This window comes from Sphingomonas sp. PP-CE-1G-424, from assembly GCF_004341085.1.
Taxonomy (GTDB): domain Bacteria; phylum Pseudomonadota; class Alphaproteobacteria; order Sphingomonadales; family Sphingomonadaceae; genus Sphingomonas.
Genome location: NZ_SLXW01000004.1, coordinates 225,622 through 239,735, shown reverse-complemented (window position 1 = coordinate 239,735; position 14,114 = coordinate 225,622). Strand labels below are relative to the sequence as shown.

The 14,114-nt window shown below is 66.6% G+C and carries 13 protein-coding genes; 9 read left to right on the top strand and 4 right to left on the bottom strand.

Going from position 1 to position 14,114, the window contains the following annotated elements; all coding sequences use genetic code 11:
- The first annotated feature begins 16 nt into the window (after positions 1–16).
- Positions 17–706, top strand: coding sequence for an SDR family oxidoreductase (locus C8J43_RS15260; RefSeq protein ID WP_056047423.1), 690 nt, complete (start codon positions 17–19; stop codon positions 704–706).
- Positions 696–1,631: a 50S ribosomal protein L11 methyltransferase gene (locus C8J43_RS15255; protein WP_133031650.1), complete on the top strand. Its 936-nt coding sequence runs from the start codon at positions 696–698 to the stop codon at positions 1,629–1,631. The genes C8J43_RS15260 and C8J43_RS15255 overlap by 11 nt, the downstream gene beginning before the upstream one ends.
- A gap of 215 nt (positions 1,632–1,846) precedes the next feature.
- On the opposite strand, the gene phhA is transcribed toward C8J43_RS15255, so the two are convergent.
- Positions 1,847–2,725 (bottom strand): phenylalanine 4-monooxygenase, encoded by an 879-nt coding sequence (gene phhA, locus C8J43_RS15250; RefSeq protein ID WP_133031649.1) that lies wholly within the window; start codon positions 2,723–2,725, stop codon positions 1,847–1,849.
- A 22-nt stretch (positions 2,726–2,747) separates the two neighbouring features.
- Here phhA and C8J43_RS15245 point away from each other — a divergent pair, with 22 nt between their 5' ends.
- Positions 2,748–3,413 (top strand): TIGR02117 family protein, encoded by a 666-nt coding sequence (locus tag C8J43_RS15245; protein WP_133031648.1) that lies wholly within the window; start codon positions 2,748–2,750, stop codon positions 3,411–3,413.
- Positions 3,414–3,632: 219 nt separating this feature from the next.
- Here C8J43_RS15245 and C8J43_RS15240 read toward each other — a convergent pair whose 3' ends face one another.
- A complete protein-coding gene (locus C8J43_RS15240; protein WP_056060708.1) occupies positions 3,633–3,911 on the bottom strand; it encodes a hypothetical protein in 279 nt (92 codons plus the stop codon).
- Positions 3,912–4,928, bottom strand: a complete 1,017-nt coding sequence (locus C8J43_RS15235) for a glycerophosphodiester phosphodiesterase (RefSeq protein ID WP_133031850.1) — start codon at positions 4,926–4,928, stop codon at positions 3,912–3,914.
- 141 nt (positions 4,929–5,069) lie between these two features.
- Here C8J43_RS15235 and C8J43_RS15230 point away from each other — a divergent pair, with 141 nt between their 5' ends.
- The 6 genes from C8J43_RS15230 to C8J43_RS15205 all read left to right on the top strand — a co-directional run bounded on the left by C8J43_RS15230 (position 5,070) and on the right by C8J43_RS15205 (position 12,929).
- Positions 5,070–5,633, top strand: coding sequence for a 2Fe-2S iron-sulfur cluster-binding protein (locus C8J43_RS15230; protein WP_082441359.1), 564 nt, complete (start codon positions 5,070–5,072; stop codon positions 5,631–5,633).
- Positions 5,630–6,610: a xanthine dehydrogenase family protein subunit M gene (locus C8J43_RS15225; protein ID WP_133031647.1), complete on the top strand. Its 981-nt coding sequence runs from the start codon at positions 5,630–5,632 to the stop codon at positions 6,608–6,610. Before C8J43_RS15230 ends, C8J43_RS15225 begins: the two co-directional genes overlap by 4 nt.
- A 2-nt stretch (positions 6,611–6,612) precedes the next feature.
- Positions 6,613–8,844 (top strand): xanthine dehydrogenase family protein molybdopterin-binding subunit, encoded by a 2,232-nt coding sequence (locus tag C8J43_RS15220; RefSeq protein WP_133031646.1) that lies wholly within the window; start codon positions 6,613–6,615, stop codon positions 8,842–8,844.
- A gap of 207 nt (positions 8,845–9,051) precedes the next feature.
- Entirely contained in the window at positions 9,052–11,256 is a 2,205-nt protein-coding gene (locus C8J43_RS15215) for a xanthine dehydrogenase family protein molybdopterin-binding subunit (protein ID WP_133031645.1), read from the top strand.
- A gap of 145 nt (positions 11,257–11,401) precedes the next feature.
- Positions 11,402–12,325 carry an XdhC family protein gene (locus C8J43_RS15210; protein ID WP_133031644.1) on the top strand — a complete coding sequence of 308 codons (924 nt, stop codon included), beginning with the start codon at positions 11,402–11,404 and terminating at the stop codon, positions 12,323–12,325.
- Entirely contained in the window at positions 12,312–12,929 is a 618-nt protein-coding gene (locus C8J43_RS15205; RefSeq protein WP_133031643.1) for a nucleotidyltransferase family protein, read from the top strand. The genes C8J43_RS15210 and C8J43_RS15205 overlap by 14 nt, the downstream gene beginning before the upstream one ends.
- On the opposite strand, the gene C8J43_RS15200 is transcribed toward C8J43_RS15205, so the two are convergent.
- Positions 12,904–14,112: an ABC transporter permease gene (locus C8J43_RS15200; protein WP_121886052.1), complete on the bottom strand. Its 1,209-nt coding sequence runs from the start codon at positions 14,110–14,112 to the stop codon at positions 12,904–12,906. The two genes, C8J43_RS15205 and C8J43_RS15200, sit on opposite strands and share 26 nt — an antisense overlap.
- Positions 14,113–14,114 lie beyond the last annotated feature (2 nt).

Here is a 14,114-nt window from a genome sequence, read left to right as displayed (position 1 = left end):
GCGCTAGAGCGCGGGGATGACTATTCTTCTCACCGGCTCTAGTCGCGGTATCGGCGCGGCTATTCATGCGGCGCTGACCGACGCGGGCGCTTCCGTCATCGGGCATGGGACCGCCAGCGGCATCCCGGCCGATTTTAGTGATCCTGCGGGACCGACTGCGTTGTGGGACGCTGCGTTGGCGCAGGCTGGCGGTACGATCGATGTGCTGATCAACAATGCTGGCGTGTTCGAGGCGGCACCGCTCGCCGATGACGACTGGACCGCGCAGTGGGAGCGGACGATGCGGATCAACCTGACCGCCTCCGCTGAGCTTTGCCGGCTGGCGGTGCTGCACTGGCAGGCGCGCGGGGTCGGTGGGCGGATCGTCAATATCGCGAGCCGGGCCGCCTATCGCGGGGATTCGCCGGCGCATTGGCATTATGCCGCGTCGAAGGCGGGGATGGTGGCGATGACCAAGACGATTGCCCGGGGGTATGCTCGGGAGGGGATTCTCGCGTTTGCGGTGTGCCCCGGGTTCACGATGACCGGGATGGCGGAGGATTATCTGTCGAGCCGTGGCGGCGATGCGTTGCTGGCGGATATTCCGCTCGGCAGGGTTGCAGCGCCTGACGAGATCGCGGCGGCGGCGAAGTTTCTGGCGTTGGAGGCGCCGGCTTCGATGACCGGGTCGGTGATCGACGTGAACGGGGCGAGCTATGTCCGATAGTTGGAAGCTCACCCTGCCCTGTACGCGCGCGGAGGCCGAGGCGATCGACGCTAGCGACGATCTGACGATCGATGGCGTGTTGATGACCACCGAGGAGATCGAGGACGACGTCGAGTCCTGGCGGCTCGATGCGTATTTCGAGCATGAGCCGGCGGCCGACACGGTCGCGGCGGTGCGGGCGCTGGTGCCGAGTGCGGCGGGGGCCGAGATCGCGGTCGAGCGGTTGGGCGATGCGGACTGGGTGACGATGAGTCAGGCCGGGCTGGAGCCTTTGTCGGTTGGGCGATTCTTCGTGCACACCGGGGCGCATTCGGGCGCGGTGCCGGCGGACAAGCGGGCGTTCCTGATCGAAGCGAGCCGGGCGTTCGGGACGGGGCATCATGAGACGACCAGCGGGTGTCTGGCGATGCTCGACGGGTTGGCGGATGCGTCGTTTGCCAACGTGATCGATATCGGGACGGGGACCGGGTTGCTGGCGTTTGCGGCGGCGCATCTTTGGCCGGAGGCTGCGGTGATGGGGACGGATATCGATCCGGTCTCGATCGATGTGACGGCTGAGAATGCTGCGCTCAATGGGGTCGAGGGGATCGATCTCGTTGTGGCGGACGGTACACTGGACGATGCGATCGTGGTTCGGGCGCCGTATGATCTGGTGATCGCGAATATTCTGGCGGGGCCGCTGGTGTCAATGGCGCCGGAGATCGCTTCGATTTCGGATGTGGGGGCGACGATCGTGCTGGCGGGGTTGCTGGAGACGCAGCGGGCCGGGGTCGTGGCGGCGTATGAGGCTTGCGGGTGTTCGCTCAAGGCGGTCGACCGGCGGGGGGATTGGAGTGTGCTTCGGTTGCGCGCGGGGGCGGAGAGGTTTGTGGCGGAGGGGCCGTTCGATCCCAAGGGGCGTGATGGGTGGGCGTTGGATATTTGAGCCCACGGTAGAAGGTTGTTCCCCCGCGAAGGCGGGGGTCCAGTCTGGGCCCCCGCCTTCGCGGGGGAACAAGTTGGGAAGGGTTGCCCTCACCCCATCTCTGCCGCCACCCCGGCGGAGGCCGGGGCCCAGTTGGGTGAAGCTTTGCGATAGAACCGCACCGCTATCCCAACTGGGCCCCGGCCTTCGCCGGGGTGGTGGCTTCTAGAGGATGCTTACGCGGTCTCGGCGGACGCCTTCGACCTCGCGTAGTCTTGGGTACCCTCGGTGATTACCACATCCCCCGGCTCGATCCCCGCGACGGGAATATCCGGGAGCGCCTTCAGCTCCTCGTACAGCGGCGCGAAGTCGGTCTCTACCGTCAGTCTCAGCAACTCCTCGAAGCTCGGGATCACGAAGTAATTCTGCTGGAAATCGTCGATCCGGTACTCGGTGCGCATCACCCGGGCGAGGTCTAGCGCGATCCGGTTGGGGCTCGGATCGTCGAGCGCGAAGCGGGTTTCCGCGTAGCTGGAGACGATGCCGGAGCCGTAGATGCGCAGGCCTTCGGGTTCCGCAATCAGGCCGAACTCGACCGTGTACCAGTAGAGTCTTCCGAGATACTTCAGCGCGTCGAGCCCCAGCGCCCGCTGGCCACCACGGCCGTAGGCGGCGAGATAGTCTGCGAACACCGGGTCGGCGAGCATCGGGACGTGGCCGAACACGTCGTGGAAGACGTCGGGCTCCTGGAGGTAGTCGAGCTGGTCGGGGCGGCGGATGAAGTTGCCGGCGACGAAGCGGCGGTTGGCCATGTGGTCGAAGAACACGTCGTCGGGGACGAGGCCGGGGACCGCGACCACCGACCAGCCGGTGAGCTTGGTCAGGCGCTCGGACAGCTCCTCGAAATCGGGGATGCCGGGCTTCGACAGCTTCAGCACGTCGAGCCCGCGCAGCCAGGCGTTCGACGCGCGGCCGGGGAGCAGCTTCGACTGGCGCGCGAACAGCGTGTCCCAGGTCGCGTGATCCTCCGCGGTGTAATCCGCCCAGTTCTGCGGGATCGTCCAGTCGGGAGCGCCTTCGGGCGGGGTGCTCAGTACGTGTGTGTCATTGGCCATGCGGCTGGTCTAGCATGACGGAATGAAGACGGAAACGCGTTGGGTTAAGTCGATTTTACGGGCAGTCGCGGCGGTGTTCGGGGTGGTTGCGAGCTATGCGGTGGCGGGGCTGGTCGGCGGGTCGATCCCGAGCAATCGCGACTGGCGAGCGCCGGCCGAGGGCGTGCATATCTTCGTCGAGAGCAACGGCGTGCATACCGGGATCATCGTGCCGAAGGTGGCCGCTGGGGTCGATTGGCGCGGGGTGGCGCGGGCGGAGGATCTGCGTGATCCGCGGTATGGGGCGTTCGATCATGTGTCGTTCGGGTGGGGCGAGAAGACGTTTTATCTCGAGACCCCGACCTGGGCTGACGTGAAGCTGCGAACCGTGGTCGGCGCGGCGTTCGGCAGTACGCGGACGTTGATGCATGTCGATCATCTGCCGAGGCCGCGCGCGGGGGACGGGGCTCGGGAGATCGTGGTGACGCCGGCGCAGTATCGGCGGTTGGCGGCGTATATCCGGGCTAGCTTTCGCGATGGGGGTGCGCGGTATCGGGGGTATGCTGGGTATGACGCGTTTTATGAGGCTAACGGGCGGTATAGCGCGGTGCGGACGTGTAATGCTTGGACGGGGGATGCTCTGCGGTTTGCGGGGGTTCGGGTTGGGTGGTGGACGCCGTTTCCGGTTACTGTGATGGGGTGGTTTTAGGGGGTATCCTGCCCGCCAGCTTGTTCTCCCGCGAAGGCGGGAGTCCAGACTGGGCTCCCGCCTTCGCGGGAGAACAAGGAAGTCAGGGAACATTGGCTTGGGGCACCACCCCGGCGGGAGCCGGGGTCCAGTTGGGGGACGTTGCTGACTGAACGCAGCGCTACGTTACTCCTGTTTCCCAACTGGGCCCCGGCCTTCGCCGGGGTGGTAGAAGGGAGCTCAGTTCCCCGCGCGATAGCCCTGGTACTGCCCGCATTCCGAGCGTTGCGGGTCGCGCTTGCAGCGCTTCGCGAGTTCCTTGCGCTGCTTGCCTTCTTCGGCTTCCTGCTTGCGCATCTTCTTGCCGTAGTTGCGGTCCGATTCTTCCTGGCTGGTGGTGGTCCAGTCGACCGCCTTGCCGGCGACCTGGAATGGTGCCTTCACGATCGAGGTTGCGGTGCTGATGCAGCCACTTACGAGGAACGGCAGCACCGCGAGTACGGGAAGAACCTTACGCATTTACTTTACTCCTGCACGCGCAGTTCCCTGGGCTCGGTCGCGCGCTTGGGCTCCGTATAGCGGAAAGTCGGTGAAGAAACCGTCGATACCTTGTGCAAGGCCGGCGTCGATCTCCGCGGCAATGTCGCCGTGGGCTGCGGGGTCGGTGCCGCGGCGGAAGCGGGTGGGTTCGAAGTAGTTTTCCGCGCGGTAGGTCCAGGGATGGACGCGCAGTCCTGCTGCGTGGGCGTCGGCGACCAGTGTGGTGGGCGTCGCATCGGTCCAGAGCATGCTCTTGTTCGGGCCGATGCCGAAGGCGTAGGCCGCGACCGCCTTCAGACCTTCGGGCGTGATCATCGCCTTGTAGCTTGGCTGGGCGCCATCGGCGGGACCGCCCTCCCCGTCCATGAGCTGGATCAGGCGGACCTTGGTCATCTTGTGGAGGCGCTGGAGGTTGGTGACCTCGAACGACTGGATGAACACCGGCGCTTTCGCCGAGTCCCAACCGGCCTCGCGCAGTTCGGCGACCAGTTTCGCGTCGGTCGGATGGCCAATCTTCGCGAAATAGGTCGGATGCTTGGTCTCGGGATAGATGCCGATCGTCCGGCCCGTCTCGGTCGTGCGGCGCTTGGCGAGCGCGATGATCTCGGCGAGCGTGGGGATCTGGAACTGGCCGTCATAGGCGGTGTTCGCAGGGCGCAGCTTTGGCAGACGCTCTTTTGCGCGCAGCGTCTTCAGTTCGGCGAGCGTGAAGTCCTCGACGAACCAGCCCGTCATCGTCTGGCCGTCGATCGTCTTGGTGGTCTTTCGCGCGGCGAACTCTGAATAGTCGGCGACGTTGGTCGTTTCCGCGATGTTGTTCTCGTGGCGCGCGACGAGGACGTCGTCCTTGGTCGGCACCAGATCGGGCTCGATGAAGTCCGCGCCCTGGTCGATCGCGAGCGAATAGGCCGCTAGCGTATGCTCGGGCCGGAGCCCGCTCGCGCCACGGTGGGCGATCACGATAAGGGGCGATAATCGGGGAGAAGCTGGCGTCATCGCAGCAGCTTGCCCGCTTGCCGCGACGAGCGCCAGCGCACCGATGTGTGAGAGCTTGTCGCAATAGGAAACGATCGGTCGCATCGGCGTTGAGTCCTCGAAATCCGTACATTCCCGGCACATTCAACCAGGGGCACCGCCATGCATTTCACGATCAATGGTCAATCATATGACGCCGAGCCCGATATTCGCACGTCGGTGCTCGACCTGTGCCGCGAGCATCTCGGGCTGACGGGCTCGAAGAAGGGCTGCGATCATGGCCAGTGCGGCGCGTGCACGGTGCTGATCAACGGGCGTCGCGTCAATTCCTGCCTGACGCTCGCGGTGATGCACCAGGACGACGAGATCACGACGATCGAGGGTATCGGCCAGCCGGGCAACCTGCATGCATTGCAGGACGCGTTCGTGCGGCACGACGGTTATCAGTGCGGGTATTGCACGCCGGGGCAGATCTGTTCGGCGGTCGGCATGCTCGACGAGGTCAAGAAGGGCTGGGCCAGCCATGCGTCGGGCGACCTGACCGATCCGAAGTTCGACGATGCCGAGATTTCGGAGCGGATGAGCGGCAATCTGTGCCGTTGCGCCGCGTACCCGAACATCGTCGATGCGATCCGCGAAGTCGGTGGTGCCGAGCCCGCAGGCCGGACCGCGGACGAGAAGGACGCCGCGATGGAAGCCAACGCGCGTGGGGAGCTGGTGGCATGAAGACCTTCACCTACGAGAAGCCCGCGACGCCTGAGGCTGCGGTCAAGGATATCGATACCGTTGGTGCGAAGTTCATCGCGGGCGGCACCAATCTGCTCGACCTGATGAAGTTGCAGGTCGAGACGCCGGACAAGCTGGTCGACATCTCGCGGCTCGATCTCGCGAAGATCGAGGAGCGCGAGGATGGCGGGCTGACGATCGGTGCGCTGGTGCCGAACAGCGATCTTGCTGCCGACCGTCGCGTCGTCGCCAAGTACGAGGTGCTGAGCCGCGCGTTGCTGGCGGGTGCGAGCGGGCAGTTGCGCAACAAGGCGTCGACCGGGGGCAATCTGCTCCAGCGGACGCGGTGCTATTATTTCTACGACACCGCGGCGGCTTGCAACAAGCGCGAGCCGGGCAGCGGCTGTTCGGCGATCGGTGGCTTCAACCGCATCCTCTCCGTGCTGGGGACGAGCGAGCATTGCATCGCGACGCACCCGAGCGACATGGCGGTGGCGATGCGCGCGCTCGACGCGACGATCGTGACGCTGAAGGCGGATGGCGATCGTCGGCGGATCTCGATCCACGATTTCTATCGTTTGCCGGGCGATACGCCGCAGATCGAGAACGCGCTCGAAGCGGGTGAACTGATCACGCACATCGAGCTGCCGGCACCGGTCAAGGGCAAGCAGGAATATCGCAAGGTCCGCGATCGTGCATCCTATGCGTTCGCACTCGTCTCGGTGGCGGCGATCGTCGACGTGCAGGACGGCGTGATCGCGTCGGCCTCGCTCGCGTTCGGCGGGCTCGGCCCGATGCCGTGGCGCAATCCGGCGGTCGAGGCGGCTCTGGTCGGCAAGGCGCCGTCCGATGCCGTGTTCGAGGCTGCGGCGACCGCGCTGCTGGCCGATGCCAAGGGCTATGGCTCGAACGACTTCAAGATCCCCCTCGCCCGTCGCACGCTGATCGCGACGCTGCGCAACGTCACGGGAGCATAAGCATGTTTGGTCTTGGCACCACGAACAGCCTGACGATGGACAAGCCGCATCCCGACAGTCTTCTGGATACGGGCGTCCAGGGCGTCATCGGCAAGCCGCTCGACCGGATCGACGGGCCGCTGAAGGTCACCGGCACGGCGACCTATGCCGCGGAATACCAGTTCGCGAACATGGCGTATGGCGTGCTGGTCGGCACGAAGATCTCGGCGGGCAAGGTCGTTTCGATCGACGTCGACGCAGTGAAGGCGATCCCCGGCGTGATCGACGTCGTCACCGATTTCGACCAGTTCATCCGCGTCTCGGCGCAGGGCGGCGCGACCGATGCCCCGACGCAGGGCGTGAAGGACATCGCGTTCTTTGGTCAGATCGTCGCGATCGTGCTCGCCGAGAGCTTCGAGGTCGCGCGCGATGCGGCGGCGCGGCTGCCGATCGAGTATGACGAGGCCGAGGGTCAGTACGACTTCGCTGCGCACCGCGACGAGACGCGGACGCCGCCGGACGATGCGACGCCCGCGCGTTTCAAGCAGGGTGACGTCGACAAGGCGATGGCCGAGGCGGCGGTGACGATCGATTCGACCTATGTCACGCCGAGCCAGAACTCGGCGGCGATGGAGCCGCATGCCTCGACCGCGGTGTGGGAAGAGGACGGTTCGCTGTCGCTGTACGGCGCCTACCAGATGCCGACCTCGGACGCGCAGCAGCTGGCGAAGTCGCTGGGCTTGTCCGAGAAGAAGGTGCGGATCATCGCGCGCTATATCGGCGGCGGGTTCGGATCGAAGCTCGGCATCGCGCCCGAGAGCGTCGCGGCGGCGATTGCGGCGAAGCAGCTTGGCCGTCCGGTCAAGGCGGTAATGTCGCGGCCGCAGGTGTTCGAGGCGACGGTGCGGCGGTCGAATACCGAGCAGCGCGTGCGGCTGGCGGCAGATGCGGACGGCAAGCTGTCGGCGATCGGTCATGAGACGCTGACGTCGAACCAGCCGACCGAGGATTATTTCGAGCCTGCGGGTATCGGGACGCATCTGCTGTACGGTGGTGAGAACCGGTTGATCACGCATGAGGTGGTCGATGTGAACTTCGTGCTGTCGGGCTCGATGCGTGCGCCGGGTGAAGCCGTCGGCATGCTCGCGCTTGAGGGCGCGATGGACGAGCTGGCCGAGAAGCTCCAGATGGATCCGATCGAGCTGCGCAAGCGCAACGATCCGAAGATCGATCCCGAGAAGGACGTGCCCTATTCGTCGCGCAACCTGACGCGTGCGCTCGACGAGGGTGCCAAGAAGTTCGGATGGGACAAGCGGCAGAAGGCCGGCACGCGCCGCGAGGGCGAGTGGCTGATCGGCATGGGCGTCGCCTCGGCGGTGCGCGGCAACATGATGATGGAATCGTCCGCCAAGGTCGAGATCCACCCGGACGGCTCGGCGACGGTGTCGTCGGCGATGACCGATATCGGCACCGGCAGCTACACGATCCTGGCGCAGATCGCGTCGGAGATCCTGGGCATCCCGGTCGAGAACATCACGATGTCGCTGGGCGATACCAACGATCCTCCGGCGGCTGGTTCGGGCGGGTCCTGGGGTGCGGCGTCTTCGGGGACTGCCGTGTATCTGGCTTGCGAGATGCTGCGTGGGAAGCTGGCCAAGGCGGCTGGCGTCGACGAGGACGGCCTGACGCTGAAGGACGGCAAGGCGATCGGCGACAATCGCTCGACGCCGATCGGCGAGCTGGTCGGCAAGGGTCTCGAGGCTACCGGGCACATCAAGCCGGGCAAGCAGGAGAAGGAGACGTCGCAGGCCGGGTTCGGCGCGCATTTCGCGGAGGTCGCGGTCAACGTGATCACCGGCGAGACGCGGGTGCGGCGGATGCTCGGGTCGTTCGCGGCGGGGCGCGTGCTCAACGCGAAGACCGCGCGGTCGCAGTGTCTGGGCGGCATGACCTTCGGGATCGGCACCGCGCTGACCGAGGACCTCGTGCATGACACGCGGACCGGCAAGCTGGTGAACCACGACCTCGGCGAATATCACGTGCCAGCCAATGCGGACGTGCCGCAGATGGACGTCCACTTCGTCGACGAGCGCGACATCCATGCGAACCCGATCCACGCGAAGGGGATCGGCGAGCTGGGGATTTCGGGCGCGGGTGCTGCGGTGGCGAACGCGGTGTATAATGCGACGGGGATCCGGGTGCGCGAGTTCCCGATCACGCTCGACAAGCTGCTGGATCAGTTGCCGGCTGTTTGAGGGCTGACGATACCATAAACAGGTACCACCCCGGCGAAGGCCGGGGCCCAGTTGGGAGACGAAGATAACGAAGGGTCGTCCTCCGTTATCAAGACCTTTCCAACTGGGCCCCGGCCTTCGCCGGGGTGGTGTTGGGGGGGATGCGTAGCACCCTCGTCAAACACCCCCGCCCTACCCATATCCTTCCCTCCACCCGAGGACCGCAGAATGAACGAACACGTGATGGATGCGGCGTTTCGGCCGGGCGGTCTCGACCGCGCGAAGCAGGGCGTTCTCGGGCTTGGGCTCGACCGGATCGAGGGGCCGGCGAAGGTCACCGGCGTTGCGGACTATGCGTATGAGGGTACGCCCGACGGCATCGCCTACGCGGCGATCGTCGGTACGCCAATTGGCAGCGGGCGCATTCTCGGTATCGACGTGAGTGCGGCCGAGGCGCTGCCCGGCGTCATCGCCATCATCCATAACGACCCGCGCATGCCGGCTGGCGAGTCCAACTCGCGCGCGATGCCGCTGTTCGATACCGACGTCATTCTCCACCTCGGCCAGCCGGTCGCGATCGTCGTCGCGGAGGACCAGGCGATCGCGCGCGACGCCGCGGCGCTGGTCGTGGTTCGCACCGAGGCGGGCGAGGATCGGTTCGACGTCGAGGCACAGCCGGTCGATACTGCGCCGAAGATCGGCTTCCTGCCGCCGATCGACAATGGCGATCTCGACGCGGTGATGGCGGACGCAGCGGTGACGTTCGACCGGACCTACACGACGCCCGTGCACTTCCCCGCCGCGCTGGAGCCGCATGCGACCACCGCGTGGTGGGAGGGCGACAAACTCACCGTGCGGTCGAGCAACCAGGTGATCGGCGGCGCGCGGAAAACGATCGCCAAGGCGCTGAAGATCGATGCGGACAAGGTGCGTGTGTTGGCGCCCTACGTCGGCGGCGGGTTCGGGGGGAAGACCGGCGTCGGTCCCGAGGCGATTCTCGCGGCGATCGCGGCGGAGGTCGTCGGGCGGCCGGTCAAGGTCGCCCTGCCCCGCCGCCAGACTGCGTATATGGTGCATCACCGCTCGCACACGACGCAGCGCATCCGTATCGCCGCCGACGCAAACGGCGTGATCCTCGGCATGGGGCATGAGAGTGTCGTCGCGCAAAACGACGATGGCGAGTTTCTCGAGCCGGTGCCGTTCGGGACGTTGCCGCTGTACCGAGGCGACGCGCGGCGGTTCAAGACCGACCTCGTGCGCGTCGACCTGCCCGCAAGTGGCGCGGTGCGGGCGCCGGGCGAGGCGGTGGGCACGTTCGGGGTCGAGTGCGCGATGGACGAACTGGCCGAGCAGCTCGGGATCGACCCGATCGAACTGCGGCGGCGCAACGAGCCCGAGACCGATCCGGTGAGCGGCAAGCCGTTCTCCACGCGGCGGATGCTCGATTGCTACACGGAAGGCGCTGAGCGGTTCGGCTGGCCTGCGAGCGTGCCCGCGCCGGGGTCGGTGCGTGACGGCGAGTGGCTGGTCGGGATCGGCATGGCGGCGAGCCTGCGTGGCAATTTCACCGTCGAGGCGCAGGCGCGCGTGCGGCTGGAGGCGGATGGTCGCGCGACGGTCGAGTGCGACATGACGGACATTGGTACTGGGACGTACACCATCCTCGCGCAGACCGCGGGCGAGATGCTCGGGTTGCCGGTCGCCGAGGTGAATGTGCGGCTCGGCGATACCGACTTCCCGCCGAGTGCTGGGTCGGGCGGGTCGTTCGGCGCTGGCAGCGCGTGTTCGGCGGTGGTGCTGGCGTGCGAGGATATCCTCGGCGAGCTGGCGTTGCGGATGAACGCCGCGCCCGAGGATTTGAGCCTGCACGATGGCTGCGTGAGCGCTGGTGGGCGATCGGTGAAGCTGGCCGATCTGGTCCGAGGCGAACCGATCGTGGCGATGGGCAAGACCGGGCCGGGTGCCGAGAGCAAGCGCACCAGCCAGGCGAGCCACGGCGCGCACTTCGTCGAGGTCGCGGTGAACGCGGTGACGGGCGAGACGCGGGTGCGGCGGATGCTGGGCGTGTTCGATGTCGGGCGGGTGCTCAATCGCAAGACCGCTACGAGCCAGATTACCGGCGGGATGGCGTGGGGGATCGCCTATGCCCTGAGCGAGGAAGGCATCGTCGACACGCGCACCGGGGCGTTCGTGAACCCCGATTTCGGCGAATATCACGTCGCGGTGAATGCCGACATTCCTCAGCTGGAAGTGCATTTCATCGAGGAGATCGACGACTCCGCGAACCCGGTGGGGGCGAAGGGCGTTGGCGAGCTTGGGATTTCCGGCGCGGGGGCTGCGGTGGCGAATGCCATCTATAACGCGACGGGGGTGAGGGTTCGGGACTTTCCCGTGACGCTCGACAAGCTGCTCGAAGGGTTGCCGGCCATCTGATCCTCCCCGGCACGGGGAGGGGGACCGCGCCCCTTGGCGTGGTGGAGGGGGGCGACCCCAAGCGTAACGTCTGCGGCTGGCCCCCTCCACCAGCTGCGCTGGTCCCCCTCCCCGCGTGCGGGGAGGATTAGAAAGAGAACGAGACATGGCAGAAAACGATAGCGTGCTCGCTGCTGCAAAGACCTGGAAGGGCGAGAAGATGGCGATCGCCACGGTCGTCTCGACCTGGGGCTCCGCGCCGCGGCCCAAGGGGAGCCATATGCTCGTCCACGCCGATGGGCGGTTCGAGGGATCGGTCTCCGGCGGGTGCGTCGAGAGCGATATCCTGGCGACCGCAGCCGAGGTGATCGCAGGGGCGCCGTTCCAGGTGCGCAACTACGGCGTGGCGGATGCGGCGGCGTGGGAAGTCGGGCTTCCGTGCGGCGGCGAGATCGCGGTGATGGTGCAGCCGGTGTCCGCCGAAGGGTTCGATCCGGAGCTGTTCGATCGCATCGCCGATGCGCGCGACCAGGGCGATGCGCTGACGGTGACGACCGACCTCGCGACCGGGCACAGCGACGCGCGACCGTTGGAAACAGGCGAGGTGTTCGTCAACCGCTACGATCCGCCGCGCCGGCTGCTGATCGTCGGCGCGGTGCAGATCGCGCAGGCTCTGGCAGGGCTGGCCCGCGAACTCGGGATCGAGACGGTCGTGATCGATCCGCGCGCGCGCTTCCTGACCGAGGAGCGGTTTCCGGGCGTGACGCTCGACGATCGCTGGCCGGACGAGGCGATCGCCGCGCTCCGCCCCGGCCCCTCGACCGCGGTCGTGACGCTGAGCCACGACATCAAGATCGACGACCCCGCGTTGATCGCCGCGCTCGCGTCCGATGCCGCGTATGTCGGTGCGCTCGGCAGCCGCAAGAGTCATGCGGCGCGGCGCGAGCGGCTTGCCTCGGAAGGCGTTACGGAGGAGAACATCGACCGGATCGACGCGCCGGTCGGGCTCGACATCGGCGCGATCGGACCATCGGAAATCGCGCTGTCGGTCGCGGCGGCGATGATAGGAGCGTTCAATGATCGCCGCTGAAAACGTCTTCCTCATACTGCTCGCCGCGGGCCGCTCGGAGCGGTTCGGCATTCCGAACAAGCTCGAGGTGCCGTTCCTCAACAAGCCGCTGGGCATGCACGTCGTCACGGCGTTCGAGAACATTCCGTTCAAGCGCCGGCTGGTGGTCACCGATGGCTGCAAGCTCGACTTCATCAGCCATCATTTCGAGGTGGTGCATAACGACGATCCGTCGTCGGGCATGTCGCAGTCGGTGAAGCTCGGCGTGCAGTGCGCCAAGGACGAGGGTGCGGAGGCGGTGCTGATCGCGCTCGCCGACATGCCGCGCGTGACTGCCGCACATATCTACCGGATGCTCGATGCCGCCGACAGCGCGGATGCAGTGGTCGCGTCGAGCGATGGCGAGAAGCCCTCGCCCCCTGCCCTGTTCGGGCGCGAGCGGTTCGATTTCCTGCTGACGCTGGACGGCGATGCGGGTGCGCGCGATCTGGTGCAGGCGGGGCGGCACGTCGTCACCGCGCCCGCGGAGCTGATCGATATCGATACGCCCGAGGATCTGGACCGGCTGCAGGCGCTGGTCCGCGATCCCAAGGCGGCGATCACTCGTGCCTTAACGCGTCGATAGGGTTCATCGCCGCCGCGCGTCGTGCCGGGAAATAGCCGAAGACGACGCCGATCACCGCGGAGATCGCGAAGGCGAAGATGTTGATCTCGGGCACGAACAGCCACTGAACCTTGATCAGCGGCGCGATGATCGCAATCGCCGCCTGCGCGACGATCAGCCCGATGACGCCGCCGAGGCACGAGAGCGCGATCGCCTCGACGAGGAACTGCAACAGCACCTCGCGCGCGACTGCGCCGATGGCCAACCGTATGCCGATCTCACGCGTGCGCTCGGTCACCGACACCAGCATGATGTTCATGATGCCGATCCCGCCGACCACCAGGCTGATCCCGGCGACCGCGGCGACGATACCGGTGAGCAGGGTCGTGGTGCCGGTCAGCGTGTCCGAAATCTGCTTGGTATCGAAGATGTTGAAGTTGTTGTCCTGCCCCGCGGCGAGATGGCGACGCTCGCGCAGCAGGTCGGTCAGCGACGCCTGAACCTGCTGCGTGTCATAGCCCTGGTCGACGCCGACGAGGATCGCCGCGACGTTCTGGTTGCCGGTGAAGCGGCGCTGGACGGTCTTGATCGGCATGACCACGACATCGTCCTGGTCGCCGCCGAAGCCCGCCTGCCCGCGCGTGCTGAGCGTGCCGATCACGTCACACGAGATGTCGTTGAGGCGGATTCGCTGGCCGATCGGATCGGCGCCGCGGAACAGGTTCTGGATGACGGTATTGCCTAGGATGCAGACCGCCTTGCCCGCGGCTTCCTCCTGGCCGGTGAAGACGCGGCCGCCGGCGAGCGGCCAGGGCTGGACCTCGAAATAGGCGCCGGTGGTGCCGTTGATCGTGGTGCTCCAGTTGGCGCCGTTGTAGATCGCGGTGGCGCTGCGCTGTTCGGTCGGGGCGACCGCGGTAACGCCGGCGATCTGCCGTGCGATCGGGTCGATGTCGTCCATCTTGAGCGGCGGCGGGGGCGGTCCGCCGCCCCCGCGACCGAAGCCCTGGCCGGGACGGATCTGGAGGATGTTGGTGCCGAGCGACGAGATCGACTGCTGGACCGCGGCGGTGGTCGCCTTGCCGAGCGTGACCATCGTGACGACCGCACCGACGCCGATGACGATGCCGAGGATGGTGAGGAACGACCGCAGCATGTGCCGACGGATCGAGCGGAGCGCGAGGACGAGGGTGGTGCCGAACATGA